The organism is Parabacteroides sp. TM07-1AC (genome assembly GCF_003480915.1).
Classification (GTDB): Bacteria; Bacteroidota; Bacteroidia; order Bacteroidales; family Tannerellaceae; genus Parabacteroides; species Parabacteroides chongii.
In genome coordinates this window covers 633,548-647,888 of sequence record NZ_QUKD01000002.1, presented here as the reverse complement: position 1 = coordinate 647,888, position 14,341 = coordinate 633,548, and the positions used below count along the sequence as shown (strand labels likewise).

Here is a 14,341-nt window from a genome sequence, read left to right as displayed (position 1 = left end):
CATAGAAAATAGTTATGGCAAATATATTTAAGAAAATGAAGATTGTTCATAAAAATCTTCTTTTAATTCCGTTAGCATTTGTTGCATTTTGTTCGTGTGATGATTTTTTGGATAGAAAACCTTTAGATGAAGTCTCTCAATCAACTTTCTGGAAAACACCGGGACAGCTAGATTCTTATATTTTAGGTAAGTATGACTGGCTTCCTGGATCATTGACAGATTGGGGATTAGGTTATTATGTGGATGACCAAAATTCAGATAACATGGTTATAGGGATGAATCACCCGACTTGGATGAATGGAGAGAATAATACGACTCCAACCAGTGGTGGAAATTGGAAGTGGGAGGCCATTCGCGAGATAAATATGTTTTTTGATAATTATACATCCTGTGAATCACCTTTTAGTGCTTATGCTCAAACGTATGGTGAGGCATGTTTCTTAAAAGCTCTTAAATATCATGAGTTGGTGAGGAATTTCGGGGATGTGCCCTGGTATTCATCAGTCATTTCGGATACAGACGAGGAGATGTTGAACAAAGCGCGGGATCCACGTTCTCTGGTTGTTGATTCTATTATGAACCTAATAGATCAATCGGTTGAACATTTAGGCCTCCGGAGTGCAGTAGGGGTAAATAGGATTAATAAAGAAACTGCACTTATCTTTAAATCCAGAGTTGCGTTGTTTGAAGCGACATGGGCAAAATATCATGCAGGTAGTCCTTCTGCGTCGGATGTGGATGCTGATAAATATTTTCGAAAAGTGATTGAGGCCTATGATCAGTTTAAACAACTTTGTGGGGGATTCGAAGGTAAGCTCTATTCAACAGGGCATCCGGAGTCGGATTACTATAATCTATTTAATCGGTTTGATTATGCTGATATCCAGGAGGTCACTTTAAGTAAAAAATATTCAGAGGCTTTAGGTATTAAAAATAATGTAAATGTACAGGTTTGGTGGTATGGCTATTATAATTGTTCATACACCTTGGATCTTATACGTAGTTATCTATCAAAGGATGGTAAATCTATTGATATAATGGATAGAACTGTTATTGGAGAAACTGGTGCAGCTTATTTGTCGGAATTAGCTTCAAAACTTGATCCTCGTTATCGGCAAAGTGTATTTACTCCTGGTGATTTGTTGAATACAGTTACTCCAGGTTTTATTGATTCTTTATTTACAGTACCTCAGATACATATGTCGGAAGCCAATCGTAATACAACTACAGGATTTGCCCCTAAAAAAGCACATAATCCGGAGGGACCGATTCAAAATCAGATGGATCCTTTAGTTTCAGGTATTTCATTCAGAATTCCGGAGTTGATGCTGAATTATGTGGAAGCGTATGTGGAATTAAATGGAACATTTCCTGATTTGTCGGATAATATAGATTTACTACGTAAACGTGTTGGGATGCCTACTCTAACAGATGTTAAGCCGCAAGTAGAATCATGGTGGCCTGATTATGGATATCCGATTTCTGATAATTTGGCAATCGTGCGACAAGAACGTCGTATAGAATTAGCAGGGGAAGGTTATCGAAGAGGCGATTGGAAACGATGGAGAGCTCATAAACTTTTTGATGGAAAACGTCCGAAAGGATATAGATATAACCAGGATGATTATATTAAACTGGGCTTAAAAATTCCAACTATACCTGTAGATGCTGATGGTTATTTAGACCCGTATACTGTGAGCTTAAATGGAGGCACATTTAAATTTAATGCAGGGCGTGATTATTTAAGTCCGATTCCAATGGATGAAATGCTTATTAATCCTAATTTGAAACAAAATCCAGGTTGGGATTCTCCTAAATAAAAAAGTGACAGAGGGTGTTTCATATTAAATATTGGGGACACCCTCTAATTAAATTGGTTGTATAGATAATTATGACAAGAAGTATATGTTGAATAAGTTTTTTTTAGTAAAGCCTTCTACCATTCCTCTTATATTTTTAACTAGCCAGATTGGTTTTAGTAATTTGGTAGAGGGGAAAACTAAAGCTGATTTACCTAATATAATAGTAATATTAGCAGATGATTTGGGATATGGAGATGTAAGTTCTTATGGGGCTATAGGTATTCGGACACCAAATATTGATAGAATAGCTAAATCGGGAATTAGATTTACTAATGGATATGCAACATCTGCAACATCGACCCCTAGCCGATATGCATTAATGACAGGTTTGTATCCTTGGAAGAATAAAGAAGCTAGGGTGTTACCCGGTGATGCTCCATTAATTATATCTACGGATTGTCAGACTTTACCCAAAATAATGCAGGAAGCTGGATATGTGACTGCTGCTATTGGTAAATGGCATTTAGGATTAGGTAATGGAAATGTTGATTGGAATCAGAAAATATCACCTAACCCGAATGATATAGGTTTTGATTATTCTTATATACAGGCAGCAACAAACGATCGAGTACCTTGTGTTTTTGTGGAGAATGGTCTTGTTGAAGGGTTGGATGCAGATGATCCAATTTATGTTAGCTATAAAGATAACTTTCCAGGAGAACCTAGTGGGAAAGATAATCCGGAGCTTTTAAAAATGCATTCAAGCCATGGTCATGATATGGCTATAGTAAATCATATACCTCGAATTGGTTATATGAAAGGAGGAAAAAAGGCTCTATGGACTGATGAAACTATGGCTGAAGTTTTTGTTGATAAAGCGATAGACTTTCTTCAGAATAATAAAAACAGTCATTTTTTTATGTATTTCGGTTTACATCAGCCTCATGTTCCTCGGGTCCCCAATGAACAGTTTGTTGGAAAATCAGGAATGGGACCGAGGGGAGATGCTATATTAGAAGCAGATTGGGAAGTAGGTGTTTTATTGGATGAGTTAGAACGATTAGGAATGGCTCAAAATACACTTATAATATTTTCAAGTGATAATGGCCCTATTTTAAATGATGGATATAAAGATATGGCAATGGAGTTATTGGGAGATCATAAACCGGCTGGGGTGTTACGCGGAGGGAAAAATAGCTTATTTGATGGTGGCACTCGAGTTCCGTTCATGGTTTCGTGGCCAGGAACAATTACTCCCGCCGTGTCTGATGCTCTTGTTTGTCAAATGGATATTTTAGCATCTTTGGCTGATTTATTGAAGATTCAGATTAGCCAACCAAAGGATAGTCAAAACCTTTTACCTGTTTTTATGGGACAGTCTAAGGAAGGGCGTGAAGATTTAATACTAGAAGGTGTAAGAACCTTAGCGTATCGTCATAAAAATTGGGTAATGATACCTCCTCATTCAGGAGATTCATATTGGCCGTTGGTTCATACAGAAACAGGTTGTTCTCCTAATTATCAATTGTATAATTTGTTAGAAGATGTTCATCAAGATCACAATTTATCAGTTGATTCACTTGATTTGTTGGCTAGACTAAAGGAACGTTTTCTTTTTTTGATAAAAGGAGCTCAATCTGATGTTTTAAATCGATTTTTATAAATTATATATAGGAACAGTTATGATGAGATTAGAAAAAAACATATTATTTACGACTTTAGGTTTATTGGCACTCCATACAACAGTGCGAGCAAGTGATAAACCGAATGTGATTTTTATTTTGGCAGATGATATTGGATATGCTGATTTCGGTTGTTATGGAGCCAAACAAATAAAGACTCCCAATCTTGATAAATTGGCCCGAACCGGAGTGAAATTTACTAATGCGTATTCGCCTGCATCGACATCAACGCCTTCTCGTTATGCCTTGCTTACAGGAGAATATGCATGGCGGGCTGGAGCTCATATTTTACCAGGAGATGCCCCGTTATTGATAGATACTCAAAAAAACAATTTGCCAAAAACATTTCAACAAGCAGGGTATCGTACAGGTATTGTTGGAAAATGGCATTTAGGGTTAGGTAGCAGAGAGAACAAGGTTGATTTTAATAAAACTATAGTGAATGGTCCCAAAGAAGTTGGATTTGATTATTCTTATATTTTCCCGGCAACCAATGACCGTGTACCATGTGTTTATATTGAAAATGGGAATGTAGTCAATTTATCTTATGAAGACCCTATACAGGTTTCTTATAATCATAAAATTGGAAATAATCCAACAGGAAAAGAAAATCCGGAATTATTGACTCTTCAGCCGAATTTGGATCATGATGGTACTATTGTTAATGGGATAAGTCGTATCGGTTGGATGAGTGGTGGAACAAACGCTTTGTGGAAAGATGAGGAGATGACGGATGTTTTTTTAGATAAAGCTTTACAATTTATTAAAGATCAAAAGGACCATCCTTATTTTCTTTATTTTGCTACTCATAATGCCCATGAGCCACGGATTCCATCTCCTAAATTTAAAGGTAAATCAAAAGCTGGTATTTATGGTGATGTAATTGAAGAATTCGATTATATAGTAGGAGAGGTAATTAAGACTTTGAAAGAAAGTGGAGAATTTGACAATACGATTATTATTGTTAGTAGTGACAATGGTCCAAAGGTAAAAGAGGGGTATGACGATGGTGCTTTGGAGAATTTAAACGGACATAATCCTTATTGGATTTTAAGAGGGGAAAAGGGAGCATTAAATGAAGGGGGAGTTCGTGTCCCGTTTATTTTCAGTTGGCCTCAAAAAGTAAAGAAAGGTTTCATTCAAAATCAACCGTTTTGCTATCTTGATATGTTAGCTACTTTTTCTGGAATGTTGGGATTTAAAGAAGAAAATTTGTGTATGAATGACAGTAGAGATGCTTCTCAACTATTTTTTAATTTTCAAGCAGATATCTATCGCCCATATTTAGTTGTTCAGAATAATGGGAGAAATATTGCTATACGGTCTGGAGAGTGGAAATGGATTCCTGCTCAAAGTAATCAAAATGAAGAATTATATAATCTGAAAAACGATCCGTCTGAATTACATAATGTAATGCCTGCTTATTGGAAGATTGCTTTAGATTTGAAAAGGCAAGTTTCTGAATTGTCACAAATTAGAAATAAAGAGTAATCCAAGCTTATATTAATATAAATATTCTTTACACATGGAACTAACAACAAAAAAAGATTACGAGGAATGTGTAAATCGTATAGAAGCATGGTTTGCCGGAGAAATTTTGGATAGGGTTCCTATTCGTTTTCATAGACACAATGCGGAATATGATGTGATACATCAGAGTAACCATCAGACGTTGGAAGATCGTTGGATGGATGCTGAATATCAGGTGGATTGTTTTAAAGCAGAAATACAAGGACATCGTTTTAATGCAGAAACATTCCCGATGTTTTGTCCTAATCTGGGACCGAATGTGTATGCTGCTTTTCATGGCGGGGAGATGGAGTTTGGAGAAACTACATCCTGGTACCATGAAATCATTCAGGATTACGAACGTGATCTTCCTTTACTGCAGTTTTCCAAAGAGAATAAGTATTATAAAAAGATATTGGAGCTGACTCATGTCGCTTTGGAAAAATGCCAGGGAGACTATCTGGTGGGTTATACAGATTTGCACCCGGGTATGGATTGTGCTTTGGCTTGGCGGGGAGTGAATAATCTGTGTATGGATCTGGTGATGGACTCCGAAAATACTAAAAAGCTGATGGACTTGTCAACTGCCCATTTCCTTGAAGTCTACAACGAATATGATGCCATATTGAAAGCACACGATATGCCTTCCGGCTGTTGGATGAACATTCCGATTAAAGGACGAATGCATGTGCCTAGCGCGGATTTCTCCTTTATGATATCTCCTGAGGATTATATAAAATGGGGGTTGCCTATATTGGAACAGGAAGTGAAAACAATGACACATAATGTCTATCATGTAGACGGAAAAGGTGTTGCCAATCATATAGATGCCATCTTGAGTGTTCCAGAGATACAATGTATACAATGGGTTCAGGGAATGGGAGATGATTATCCTATTATGCAGCATTTGGATTTTATCCGTTATGTTCAATCCCGTAAAAAAGGTATTATTGTGGATTTGGCTAAGGAGGATTTGGATGAATACATGGAAATAATGTCTCCGGATCATACCTTTTTATGGATTGCCACTGAATCTGAAGAGGAAGAATTTGATATAATGAAGAGAGTAGAAAAATGGTGTCGTAAATATTAAAATAGAATTACAATGAAGAAGAATACATTTATATTGTTAGGAGGTTTATTATTAGGGTGTGTAACTGTCCTTAGCGCTCAAACCCTTCCGGCGAATTTTGAAAAGCATTTAAAATCCGCCTCAGTCTCCGTCTCCGGAGATACCTTGATCGCTTCTACCGGTAAGATGGAGCGTAAATGGATATTGAATGAGGCGGGACTTCGTACGGTCTCTGTTAAGGATTTGTCTGTTAATAAGGAGTGGGGGAAGGAACAACCGAATGTTGTTTGCGATTGGGACTTGCCTGGAGCGATAACCCCGACATCTAAAGCCGTCTTAAAAGATATTGAAGCCAAGGTGAGCGATGATGATGGATTCATCAATGAACATTTGGAAATAGTTACAACATTTCAGTATGATTCGGCTCGTTTGGAACTTCAACATGTCGTTTGGCTTTTTCCGGATGCGAATGGTTTGCGGACGCAATTGCGGGTGAAGGCATTGGAAGGTTTTAAGTCGGAGGGCTTGCCGGAGAAGGAGACGAGTCGTAATTATTTTGGTCATACTTTGTCGGTGCCAAGTGGACGTGTGGAGTATCTGCCGTTGGATTATTCGGTGAAGAATCAACGCAGGTATTGGGGCTATTACAATAATCCGGGGTCTCGCCATGACCAAAGCCGGGATATGCTGAAAGAAGAGGTGGTTGTAGGTTATCCTGTGTTCCAGGATGAGGACATTAATTGGGCTAGTTGTGTTTCGTCCGAATACGAAAACGAAGGTGTGATTGTCGTTAAGGAATCTCATAAATGCATGAACCAACAGGGACATAATACGGGAAGTTTCTATGCCGGTCCGCAAGGTTTGTTCGTTACCGGATGGGGATTGAATCCTAACGAGATTGTGTCCGATCGTTTCCGTGAGTGTTGGGCGAACTGGACAATTGTGTATTCCGGTGGAGAAGGCGGTATGCAGTTGGCTTTAAAGAAATTCGATCGTACCCGTTATCCGGTATTCGCGGAGCGGGATATTATGATTATAAACGATACTTGGGGACCGGCCAATCCGGGTGGAGGACAATTTGCTGCTGAGGATTATTTGTTAAAGGAGATTCCTCTTTTGGCCGATTTGGGAGTAGATGTACTTCGTATTGATGACGGATGGCAGATAAACCCTTGGGGTGGAGAAAAAGAAGTGTTCCGGCCAAGTTATGAGGATGGATGGAAGAATATTATTGAGTCTTGCAAGAAGAACGATGTTAAATTGGGTCTTTGGATTGCCATTCAAAGGGCTAAACAAAAGGATTTATTGCAGAACCTGAAGGAAGCGAATGTGGTTACCTGGAAAGTGGATTTCGACCATTTGAACAACCGCTCGGCTTTTGAAAATCGTTTCAAAGGAATCCGTGAGGTAATGAAGAATGCTTGGATGAAGACGCAGTTTTCTTTCTGCCCGGAGTATGATGATCCGCGATATGGCTGGTATTATGCAAAAGAATATGGTAGCATCTATTTCCAGAATATACAGGAGGCGTTGCCGGAACATCTGATCATGGTGCCTTATCATGTGTTGCGTCAACATTGGCTGATGAGTAAATATTTCAATAGTAATAAGTTGCAGGTCTTACTCCAGAACCCGAAGCGGGTCGATACACGCTATAGCGATGCGGACAAGCATGGACACGGCTATTGCTTTGCGATGGGATTGCCCTTTATTCCGGTCTTTTTCCAGAGTGCACAATATCTGGATGAAGCTGGCCGGAAAGAGTTGAAATCTCTTATTTCCCTGTATAAGGAGCATCGCGAGAAGATGTTTGACTGCTATAGTTTTCCGATAGGCGAGACACCGACTAATGCTAGTTGGGCAGGTTTCCAGTTTATCAATGACAAGCAGGATGAAGGCTATCTGCTTTTGTTCCGGGAGTTACATAATGGAGAGGTTAACAAACCGATTCAATTGAAATTCTTGGCAGGAAAGAAGTTGAAAATATCCAACTTGAAAAGTAAGCAGACAAAAGAAGTAGAGGTATCGAAGGATGGTTCTGTTACTTTTACAATTGACAATCCGGCAGATTATTCCTTCTTACAATATAAAGTGATGTAATAAGCAATAATAATCCACCCAATAGGCAATTATTTGCTATTTTGTATGCTCTAAAAGCTATTTACATTTGTTGGTAATTTAAGATAATATTGTACATTTTTGTGCAATCGAGATGCTTATAAAACAAATATAAATAAACGATGAAGATATACCAACTTTTAATACTTGGAGGGGTAGTGGCGATGTCACTGCTCCTCTCTTGTCAAAATGGTCCATTAATATTGGCTGACCAGGGACGAAGTGACTATGTAATTGTAGTATCTTCGGATGCAACAGAAAATGAACGACATGCCGCTAATGAGTTTAGTCGGTTATTGGCTTTGAGTAGCGGTGTTACCTTACCGGTGGTTTTGGATACGGAGTCTGGCGGGCGGTATGAAATTTTGATTGGTGCCTCCTCACATACCGATATTGATACAACCCAACTTGCAGAAGACGGATTTACAATTCGGACAGAAGGAAGACGCTTGTCGATTGTTGGTGGCAAAGATAAAGGAACATTATACGGAGTTTATTCTTTCTTTGATCAATATCTTGGATATCGTTGTCTTTCATCCAAGGTATTTGAGTATCCGAAACTTAAACAGGTAGAGGTTGGGAAGATAGATGATACACAGGTACCGGTTAATCTATTCCGTGATACGCATTATCGCGATGCGTTTGATCCGTTCTACTCTGATTGGCATAAAATCGATCATTGTACATTAGACGGCGTGACGGATGGTGAATGGGGATATATGGTTCATACATTTGAATTGTTGGTTCCGCCTGCTGAATATTTTAAAACACATCCCGAATATTATGCGTTGATTGACGGAAAAAGAAATCCGGCTCAGTTGTGTCTTTCCAATCCCGAGGTTTTTGATGTACTGGTGAAGAATTTGGAAGATGCGATGGCTCAGTTTCCGAAAGCCACCTACTGGTCGGTCAGCCAAAATGACAACTATGGGTATTGCCGTTGTGAGAAATGTGCGAAACTGGATGAGCAGGAAGAGAGTCACAGCGGTTCAGTCTTGGATTTTGTGAATCGGGTGGCTGAGCGTTTCCCCGACAAAGTAATTTCAACGTTGGCCTATCAATATAGCCGTAAGCCGCCTCGCTCAATCGTTCCGCGTGAAAATGTGCAGATTATGCTTTGTAATATTGAGTCGGAGCGCCAAGCACCTATTGCTACCAATCCGAATGATAACTTTGGTGAAGATCTTCGTGCCTGGGGTAAACTGACTCGGGATATTATGATTTGGGATTATGTCGTACAGTTTAGAAACCTGGTAAGTCCGTTCCCTAACTTACGGGTCTTGCAACCGAACATTCGGTTTTTCGTAGAGAATGGAACGAATGCCCATTTTCAACAAGGGAACCGGGAGATAGGCGGTGAGTTTTATGAATTGCGCCAGTATTTGATTGCTCGTTTGCTTTGGAATCCCAATTGCGACATCAATGCAGAAATGGATGATTTCTTGAAACACTATTACCACGAGGCAGCCCCTTATATTCGCCGGTATATCGATCTGATGCATGATGAACTGGAGGCTTCCGGCGAGAAGTTGGGTATCTTTATGAATCCGGAAGATTATTGCGAAAAAGGTTTTTTGCGGGATGAGTTGATGGAGCGTTACGAAGCTATATTTACTCAGGCAATGAAGGCCGTCGACGGACAACCGGAAATATTACAACGGGTGAAGGTGGCTCATATGCCACTTACGTATGCTTTGTTTAATATAGCGAAAAAAAGAGGAACGGCAGATAGGCGTTGCTTCGAACAGATAGATGGAAAATGGCGTACGCGTCCGGAAATTCTGACTCGTCTGGATGAGTTCGTTGCTCTTTGCCGTGAGACAGGAGTTACACGTCTTTCGGAGTGGCATACGACACCGGATGAGTATGATGTGCAGATGCATGAGTTTTTTGAGGGCATCAACAGAAAAGTCGGGAACGATTGAAGAAATAACAAGATACAAACACTTTATAAGAAACAGAATGAATAAACGAATTCTATCAGGAGCCTTTCTGATCGCTCTATTGGGAATGTGCTCATCATGTACAAATAACGACTATACATTATCCTCACCCGACGGCAACCTGGTTATGCAACTCTGTCCGAATGAGGAGGGAGAGTGGACCTATTCTTTCCAGGCGGAAGGTACTCCGCTCATCAACGAATCTGAATTGGGCTTTGACTTGGTTGGTGACGATGACATACCGGGCGAAGGCTGGAAAGTCAATGATGTCTCCAAGAGAAAAGTGCGCGATGTGTGGAAACCGATATGGGGAAAACGTACGGAGGTGGATGACCATTTCAATGAAGTGGTCCTTGAATTGAGCCGTAAGGGTGCTTTCCCGGAAAAGATAATCTTGGTAGCACGCGCCTACAACGACGGCGTAGCTTTCCAATACCGTATTCCTGAAGACCTGGCGGGAGAGGCCAAGGTGGAATCGGAAGAAACCTCCTACAACTTTGCCGGCGATTATACGGCATGGTATTACAACGGCGAATATCACAACCTTGGTCCGGAAAGACTGACGGAAACCGGAGAGGAACGATTGCCGGTAATGACGATCCAAGCCAGCGACCGCCATTTTATGGCTATCCATGAAGCGGACTTACGTACGGGCGAACCGCTCCGGTTGAAGTCGGAGAAAGGGAAAACGGAATTTACCGTGGCTTCCAAACCGTCTGCCTTAGTCCCCGGATATGCCTCCGCCTGGCGTGTCATTATGCACGGCAACCAGCCGGGTGAACTGGTCGACTCGCATTTAATAGAACTTCTCAACCCCGACCCGGATCCCTCGTATGACTTCTCCTGGGTAAAACCGAGCGTCGCCCTGTGGGATTGGCGTATCGACGGTGCGGAATGGGAAGGCTTTAAGTATACGATGTCTTACCCTTCCTGGATTCGGATGGTTGACTTCGCGGCCGAACAAGGCTTCAAATATCTGGTGCTGGATGCCAACTGGTATGGTCCAGAGTTTGAATCAGATTCTGATCCGACAAAGGGAGACAAGGCACGCGATGTGCAAAAGCTGATTGCGTACGGAAAGGAAAAGGGCGTAGGCATCTGGCTATATCTGAATGATGTGGGAGGACGTCAATACCCTATCGAGGAGACGTTGAAGCAATATGGCGAATGGGGTGCAGCCGGTGTGAAATACGGGTTTATGAGCGGAACACAGGAGGAGAAAAACCATCGTACACGGATGATTACCGAACTATGTGCCCAAAATCATCTGCTGGTGGATTATCACGACGGCCCTGTGCACCCCTATGGACAGATGCGTACTTGGCCGAATGCTGTCACGCGCGAATACAATTTTGCCCAGTTGGATGCTCATCGTGTGTTCGAACCGAAGACCTTCGTCACTTCCGTATTCGTCAATATGGTGGCCGGTCCGCTGGATATGAACAACGGTATGTTCGACCTGCGCCAGGGACCTACCACCCGCGTGGACAATAATCAGGAATGTCCTTCTACCGTCGTGTCCGAGGCGGCCCGCACCTTAATAACCTTCTCCGGTGCCACCATTCTTCCGGATATCCCTGAGTATTATAAGAAATATCCGGAGTTGCTCGATTTCATCTCTTCCCAGAAGATGCCTTGGAAGGAGAGTCGTACATTGCAAGGTGTAATTGGCGAATACATTGTTATGATGCGTCAGACGGAGGAGGCTTATCTGGTAGGCGCAGCCACGAATGAATCCGGTCGTACCATCAACTTGCCGCTTGATTTTCTGCCTGAAGGTAACTATTTGGCTGAGATTGTGGAAGATGGAGATAATGGGCATTATCTAAACAATCGGGAAACGTATAAAGCTTCGAAGAAAGAGGTGACCAGTAAGGATACGATTACGCTTACGTTGGCACCAGGCGGAGGCGCTTGTTTGAAAATTGCAAAGAGTAAGTAAAAAACATTTATCATGAGAAACAAATTAATTATTACTGGTTTATGGATGGCATCGGTATTTTCGTTGAGTAATGCTTATGCTGCAGGGGATATCAAACCTTTAGTGAGATATCATCAAAATAATAAAGTAGTAGCTTCTACCTCTTTTGAGGAGAAGGGAACTTCGATAGTAACAGACTCCAAAGGGTGTCAGTGGGTATTGAGAACAGATAAACAACAGGTTCCGGGCGACAAAACAGCGCTGGATTATACGTTTACCTGGGAGTTGAAAAAAGGAACGGCAGAGAATGTCTCGTTTGCCGTAGATTTTGAAATGGACGAGTGGACACCGGATAATTATGTCTTTGTCCCTGCTATCGTTTATGACGGGAACCGGTTTGCTACCAAGAATATCGGTTATCCTCCTTTTTGGTATGACAAAGCCGAGTGGCGTGTGGATATGCCTACGACTGTCACTTCTTCTCAGCCTACATTGGGCAGGAAAGGCGAACCGTCTAAACCGATTGAGTTGACTTCCGGTAACGCATCCACTCCTTTGATGGCTTACTTCTCGGAAAAGGATCGTAAGGCTTGGATGGTGCAGACCAACCAGGGAAATGATTTAGGGGATTATGGTTTGACCATAAAGGAAAATGAAGATCGTTCGGAGGCCACTTTTTCTATCACGGCTCCTGTTACACGTACAGGCAATGGAGATGATATTCCGGCAACTCTGAAAGAGGGAGAAAGAGTGTCTATCTCTTGCCGTGTGTACGACTTTAAAGCAAAACGGTTGAATGATATGATGGATCGTTTTGTAGAGGTTCGTAAGGATTTCAATAGGAGTGAACGTCATGACGTGGTACCTTATAGCCATTTGTGGACGTTGATGAATAATCTGTACCAAACTCGCCGTTGGGATGATCGTATCAATATGTATTGGTTGAGTGATGTAAAAGATAAAGCAACCTGGAACTTCATTTGGCAACTGGGTTGGTGCGGAGGTGGCCAGGCTACTTATCCTATCCTTTTGAGGGGTACTGATTCAGACAAGGAACGTGCCATGAAGAACTTGGATGTTATTTATGATCGCACGCAAGCCAAGTCCGGTTTCTTTTATGCCTATGGCGATGGCAAAGAGTTTTATGGATTTGGGTACGGGAAGCCATTGGAAGATAATGTAACCTTTGTTCGTTCGCAAGGTGACTGGTTGTACCTTGCGCAATTACAGATGAATCTGCTGAAGTCGAGGGGAGAACAGATAAAAAATTCTTGGAAGGAAGGTACACGCAAGCAGGCGGATGCTTTTGTCCGTCTATGGGATAAATATGGTCAGTTCGGTCAGTTCGTAGATGTGGAGACTGGTGATATTTGTATAGGTAATTCATGCGCCGGGGCTATTGTTCCTGCCGGTTTGGCTATGGCGGCTAAGACCTATAATAACCCGCGTTATCTGGAGGTAGCCATACTAGGGGGACGTTGGTTCTATGATAAGTATGTCAAGAAGGGCTATACTACCGGGGGGCCGGGTGAGATTTTGTCAACACCGGATAGTGAGTCGGCTTTTGCTTTATTCGAGTCTTTTACGGTGCTTTATGAAGAGACGGGGGATAAAGAGTGGTTACGATATGCGGCAGAATTGTTGCCGGTTTGTGCCAGCTGGACGGTCTCTTACGATTTTCACTTTCCTAAAGGATCAGCTATGGAGAAAGCGGGTGCTCATGCAACCGGTGCGGTTTGGGCGAGCGTAGCCAACAAACATGGTGCACCTGGTATCTGTACTTGGTCCGGACATAGTTTGTTGAAATATTATCGTGCGACGGCAGACAGGCGTGCACTTGATTTGTTGGAAGATATAGCCCATGGATTACCTCAATATGTCAGTCGCCAGGAATGCCCGATCGGTTCCATGCCTTGGGGAGGAATGTGTGAACGTGTCAATTTGAGTGATTGGGAAGGTAAAGGTGGAGTTGGCGGCAATATCTTTGCCTCTTGCTCTTGGTGTGAAGTGGGTGCCTTGTTGACAGTTACCCAAATTCCAAGTATTTATGTGCAAACAGACCGGCAGGAGGTAACTGTATTCGACCACTTGAAGGTAGAAAAGAAGCAGGGAGGCGATGGCCGTATGGTATTGAAAATAACCAACCCCACGACTTACTCTGCCGATGTGCGGATTTTAGCGGAAACCTCCGAAGAAGCACGCAACGTATTGATGCCGGCTTCCGTAAATGGGCTGAAGTCTATCTCCCTGAATCCGGGAGAGACTAAAGAAATTAATCTCTGAAATACTATATG

The 14,341-nt window shown here is 41.7% G+C and carries 8 protein-coding genes; all 8 read left to right on the top strand.

What is annotated here, in order from left to right; translation table 11 throughout:
- Positions 1–14: 14 nt before the first annotated feature.
- The 8 genes from DXD68_RS07260 (at position 15) to DXD68_RS24255 (ending at position 14,330) form a co-directional block, all read left to right on the top strand.
- Entirely contained in the window at positions 15–1,820 is a 1,806-nt protein-coding gene (locus DXD68_RS07260) for a RagB/SusD family nutrient uptake outer membrane protein (protein WP_233577026.1), read from the top strand.
- A gap of 85 nt (positions 1,821–1,905) precedes the next feature.
- A complete protein-coding gene (locus DXD68_RS07255; protein ID WP_122360957.1) occupies positions 1,906–3,465 on the top strand; it encodes a sulfatase family protein in 1,560 nt (519 codons plus the stop codon).
- Positions 3,466–3,484: 19 nt separating this feature from the next.
- Positions 3,485–4,975: a sulfatase family protein gene (locus DXD68_RS07250; RefSeq protein ID WP_122360956.1), complete on the top strand. Its 1,491-nt coding sequence runs from the start codon at positions 3,485–3,487 to the stop codon at positions 4,973–4,975.
- Between the two features lie 34 nt (positions 4,976–5,009).
- Positions 5,010–6,086 (top strand): hypothetical protein, encoded by a 1,077-nt coding sequence (locus DXD68_RS07245; protein WP_122360955.1) that lies wholly within the window; start codon positions 5,010–5,012, stop codon positions 6,084–6,086.
- Between the two features lie 12 nt (positions 6,087–6,098).
- Entirely contained in the window at positions 6,099–8,165 is a 2,067-nt protein-coding gene (locus tag DXD68_RS07240; RefSeq protein ID WP_122360954.1) for a hypothetical protein, read from the top strand.
- 140 nt (positions 8,166–8,305) lie between these two features.
- Positions 8,306–10,108 (top strand): DUF4838 domain-containing protein, encoded by a 1,803-nt coding sequence (locus DXD68_RS07235; RefSeq protein WP_122360953.1) that lies wholly within the window; start codon positions 8,306–8,308, stop codon positions 10,106–10,108.
- Between the two features lie 37 nt (positions 10,109–10,145).
- Positions 10,146–12,068 carry a glycoside hydrolase family 97 protein gene (locus DXD68_RS07230; protein ID WP_122360952.1) on the top strand — a complete coding sequence of 641 codons (1,923 nt, stop codon included), beginning with the start codon at positions 10,146–10,148 and terminating at the stop codon, positions 12,066–12,068.
- A 12-nt stretch (positions 12,069–12,080) separates the two neighbouring features.
- Positions 12,081–14,330, top strand: a complete 2,250-nt coding sequence (locus DXD68_RS24255; RefSeq protein ID WP_199715422.1) for a hypothetical protein — start codon at positions 12,081–12,083, stop codon at positions 14,328–14,330.
- Positions 14,331–14,341: the final 11 nt, after the last annotated feature.

Bases quoted from the DNA above. Each gene is read 5' to 3' on its own strand.
- DXD68_RS07260 (WP_233577026.1), top strand. From the start codon at position 15: ATGGCAAATATATTTAAGAAAATGAAGATTGTTCATAAAAATCTTCTT.
- DXD68_RS07255 (WP_122360957.1), top strand. From the start codon at position 1,906: ATGTTGAATAAGTTTTTTTTAGTAAAGCCTTCTACCATTCCTCTTATA.
- DXD68_RS07250 (WP_122360956.1), top strand. From the start codon at position 3,485: ATGATGAGATTAGAAAAAAACATATTATTTACGACTTTAGGTTTATTG.
- DXD68_RS07245 (WP_122360955.1), top strand. From the start codon at position 5,010: ATGGAACTAACAACAAAAAAAGATTACGAGGAATGTGTAAATCGTATA.
- DXD68_RS07240 (WP_122360954.1), top strand. From the start codon at position 6,099: ATGAAGAAGAATACATTTATATTGTTAGGAGGTTTATTATTAGGGTGT.
- DXD68_RS07235 (WP_122360953.1), top strand. From the start codon at position 8,306: ATGAAGATATACCAACTTTTAATACTTGGAGGGGTAGTGGCGATGTCA.
- DXD68_RS07230 (WP_122360952.1), top strand. From the start codon at position 10,146: ATGAATAAACGAATTCTATCAGGAGCCTTTCTGATCGCTCTATTGGGA.
- DXD68_RS24255 (WP_199715422.1), top strand. From the start codon at position 12,081: ATGAGAAACAAATTAATTATTACTGGTTTATGGATGGCATCGGTATTT.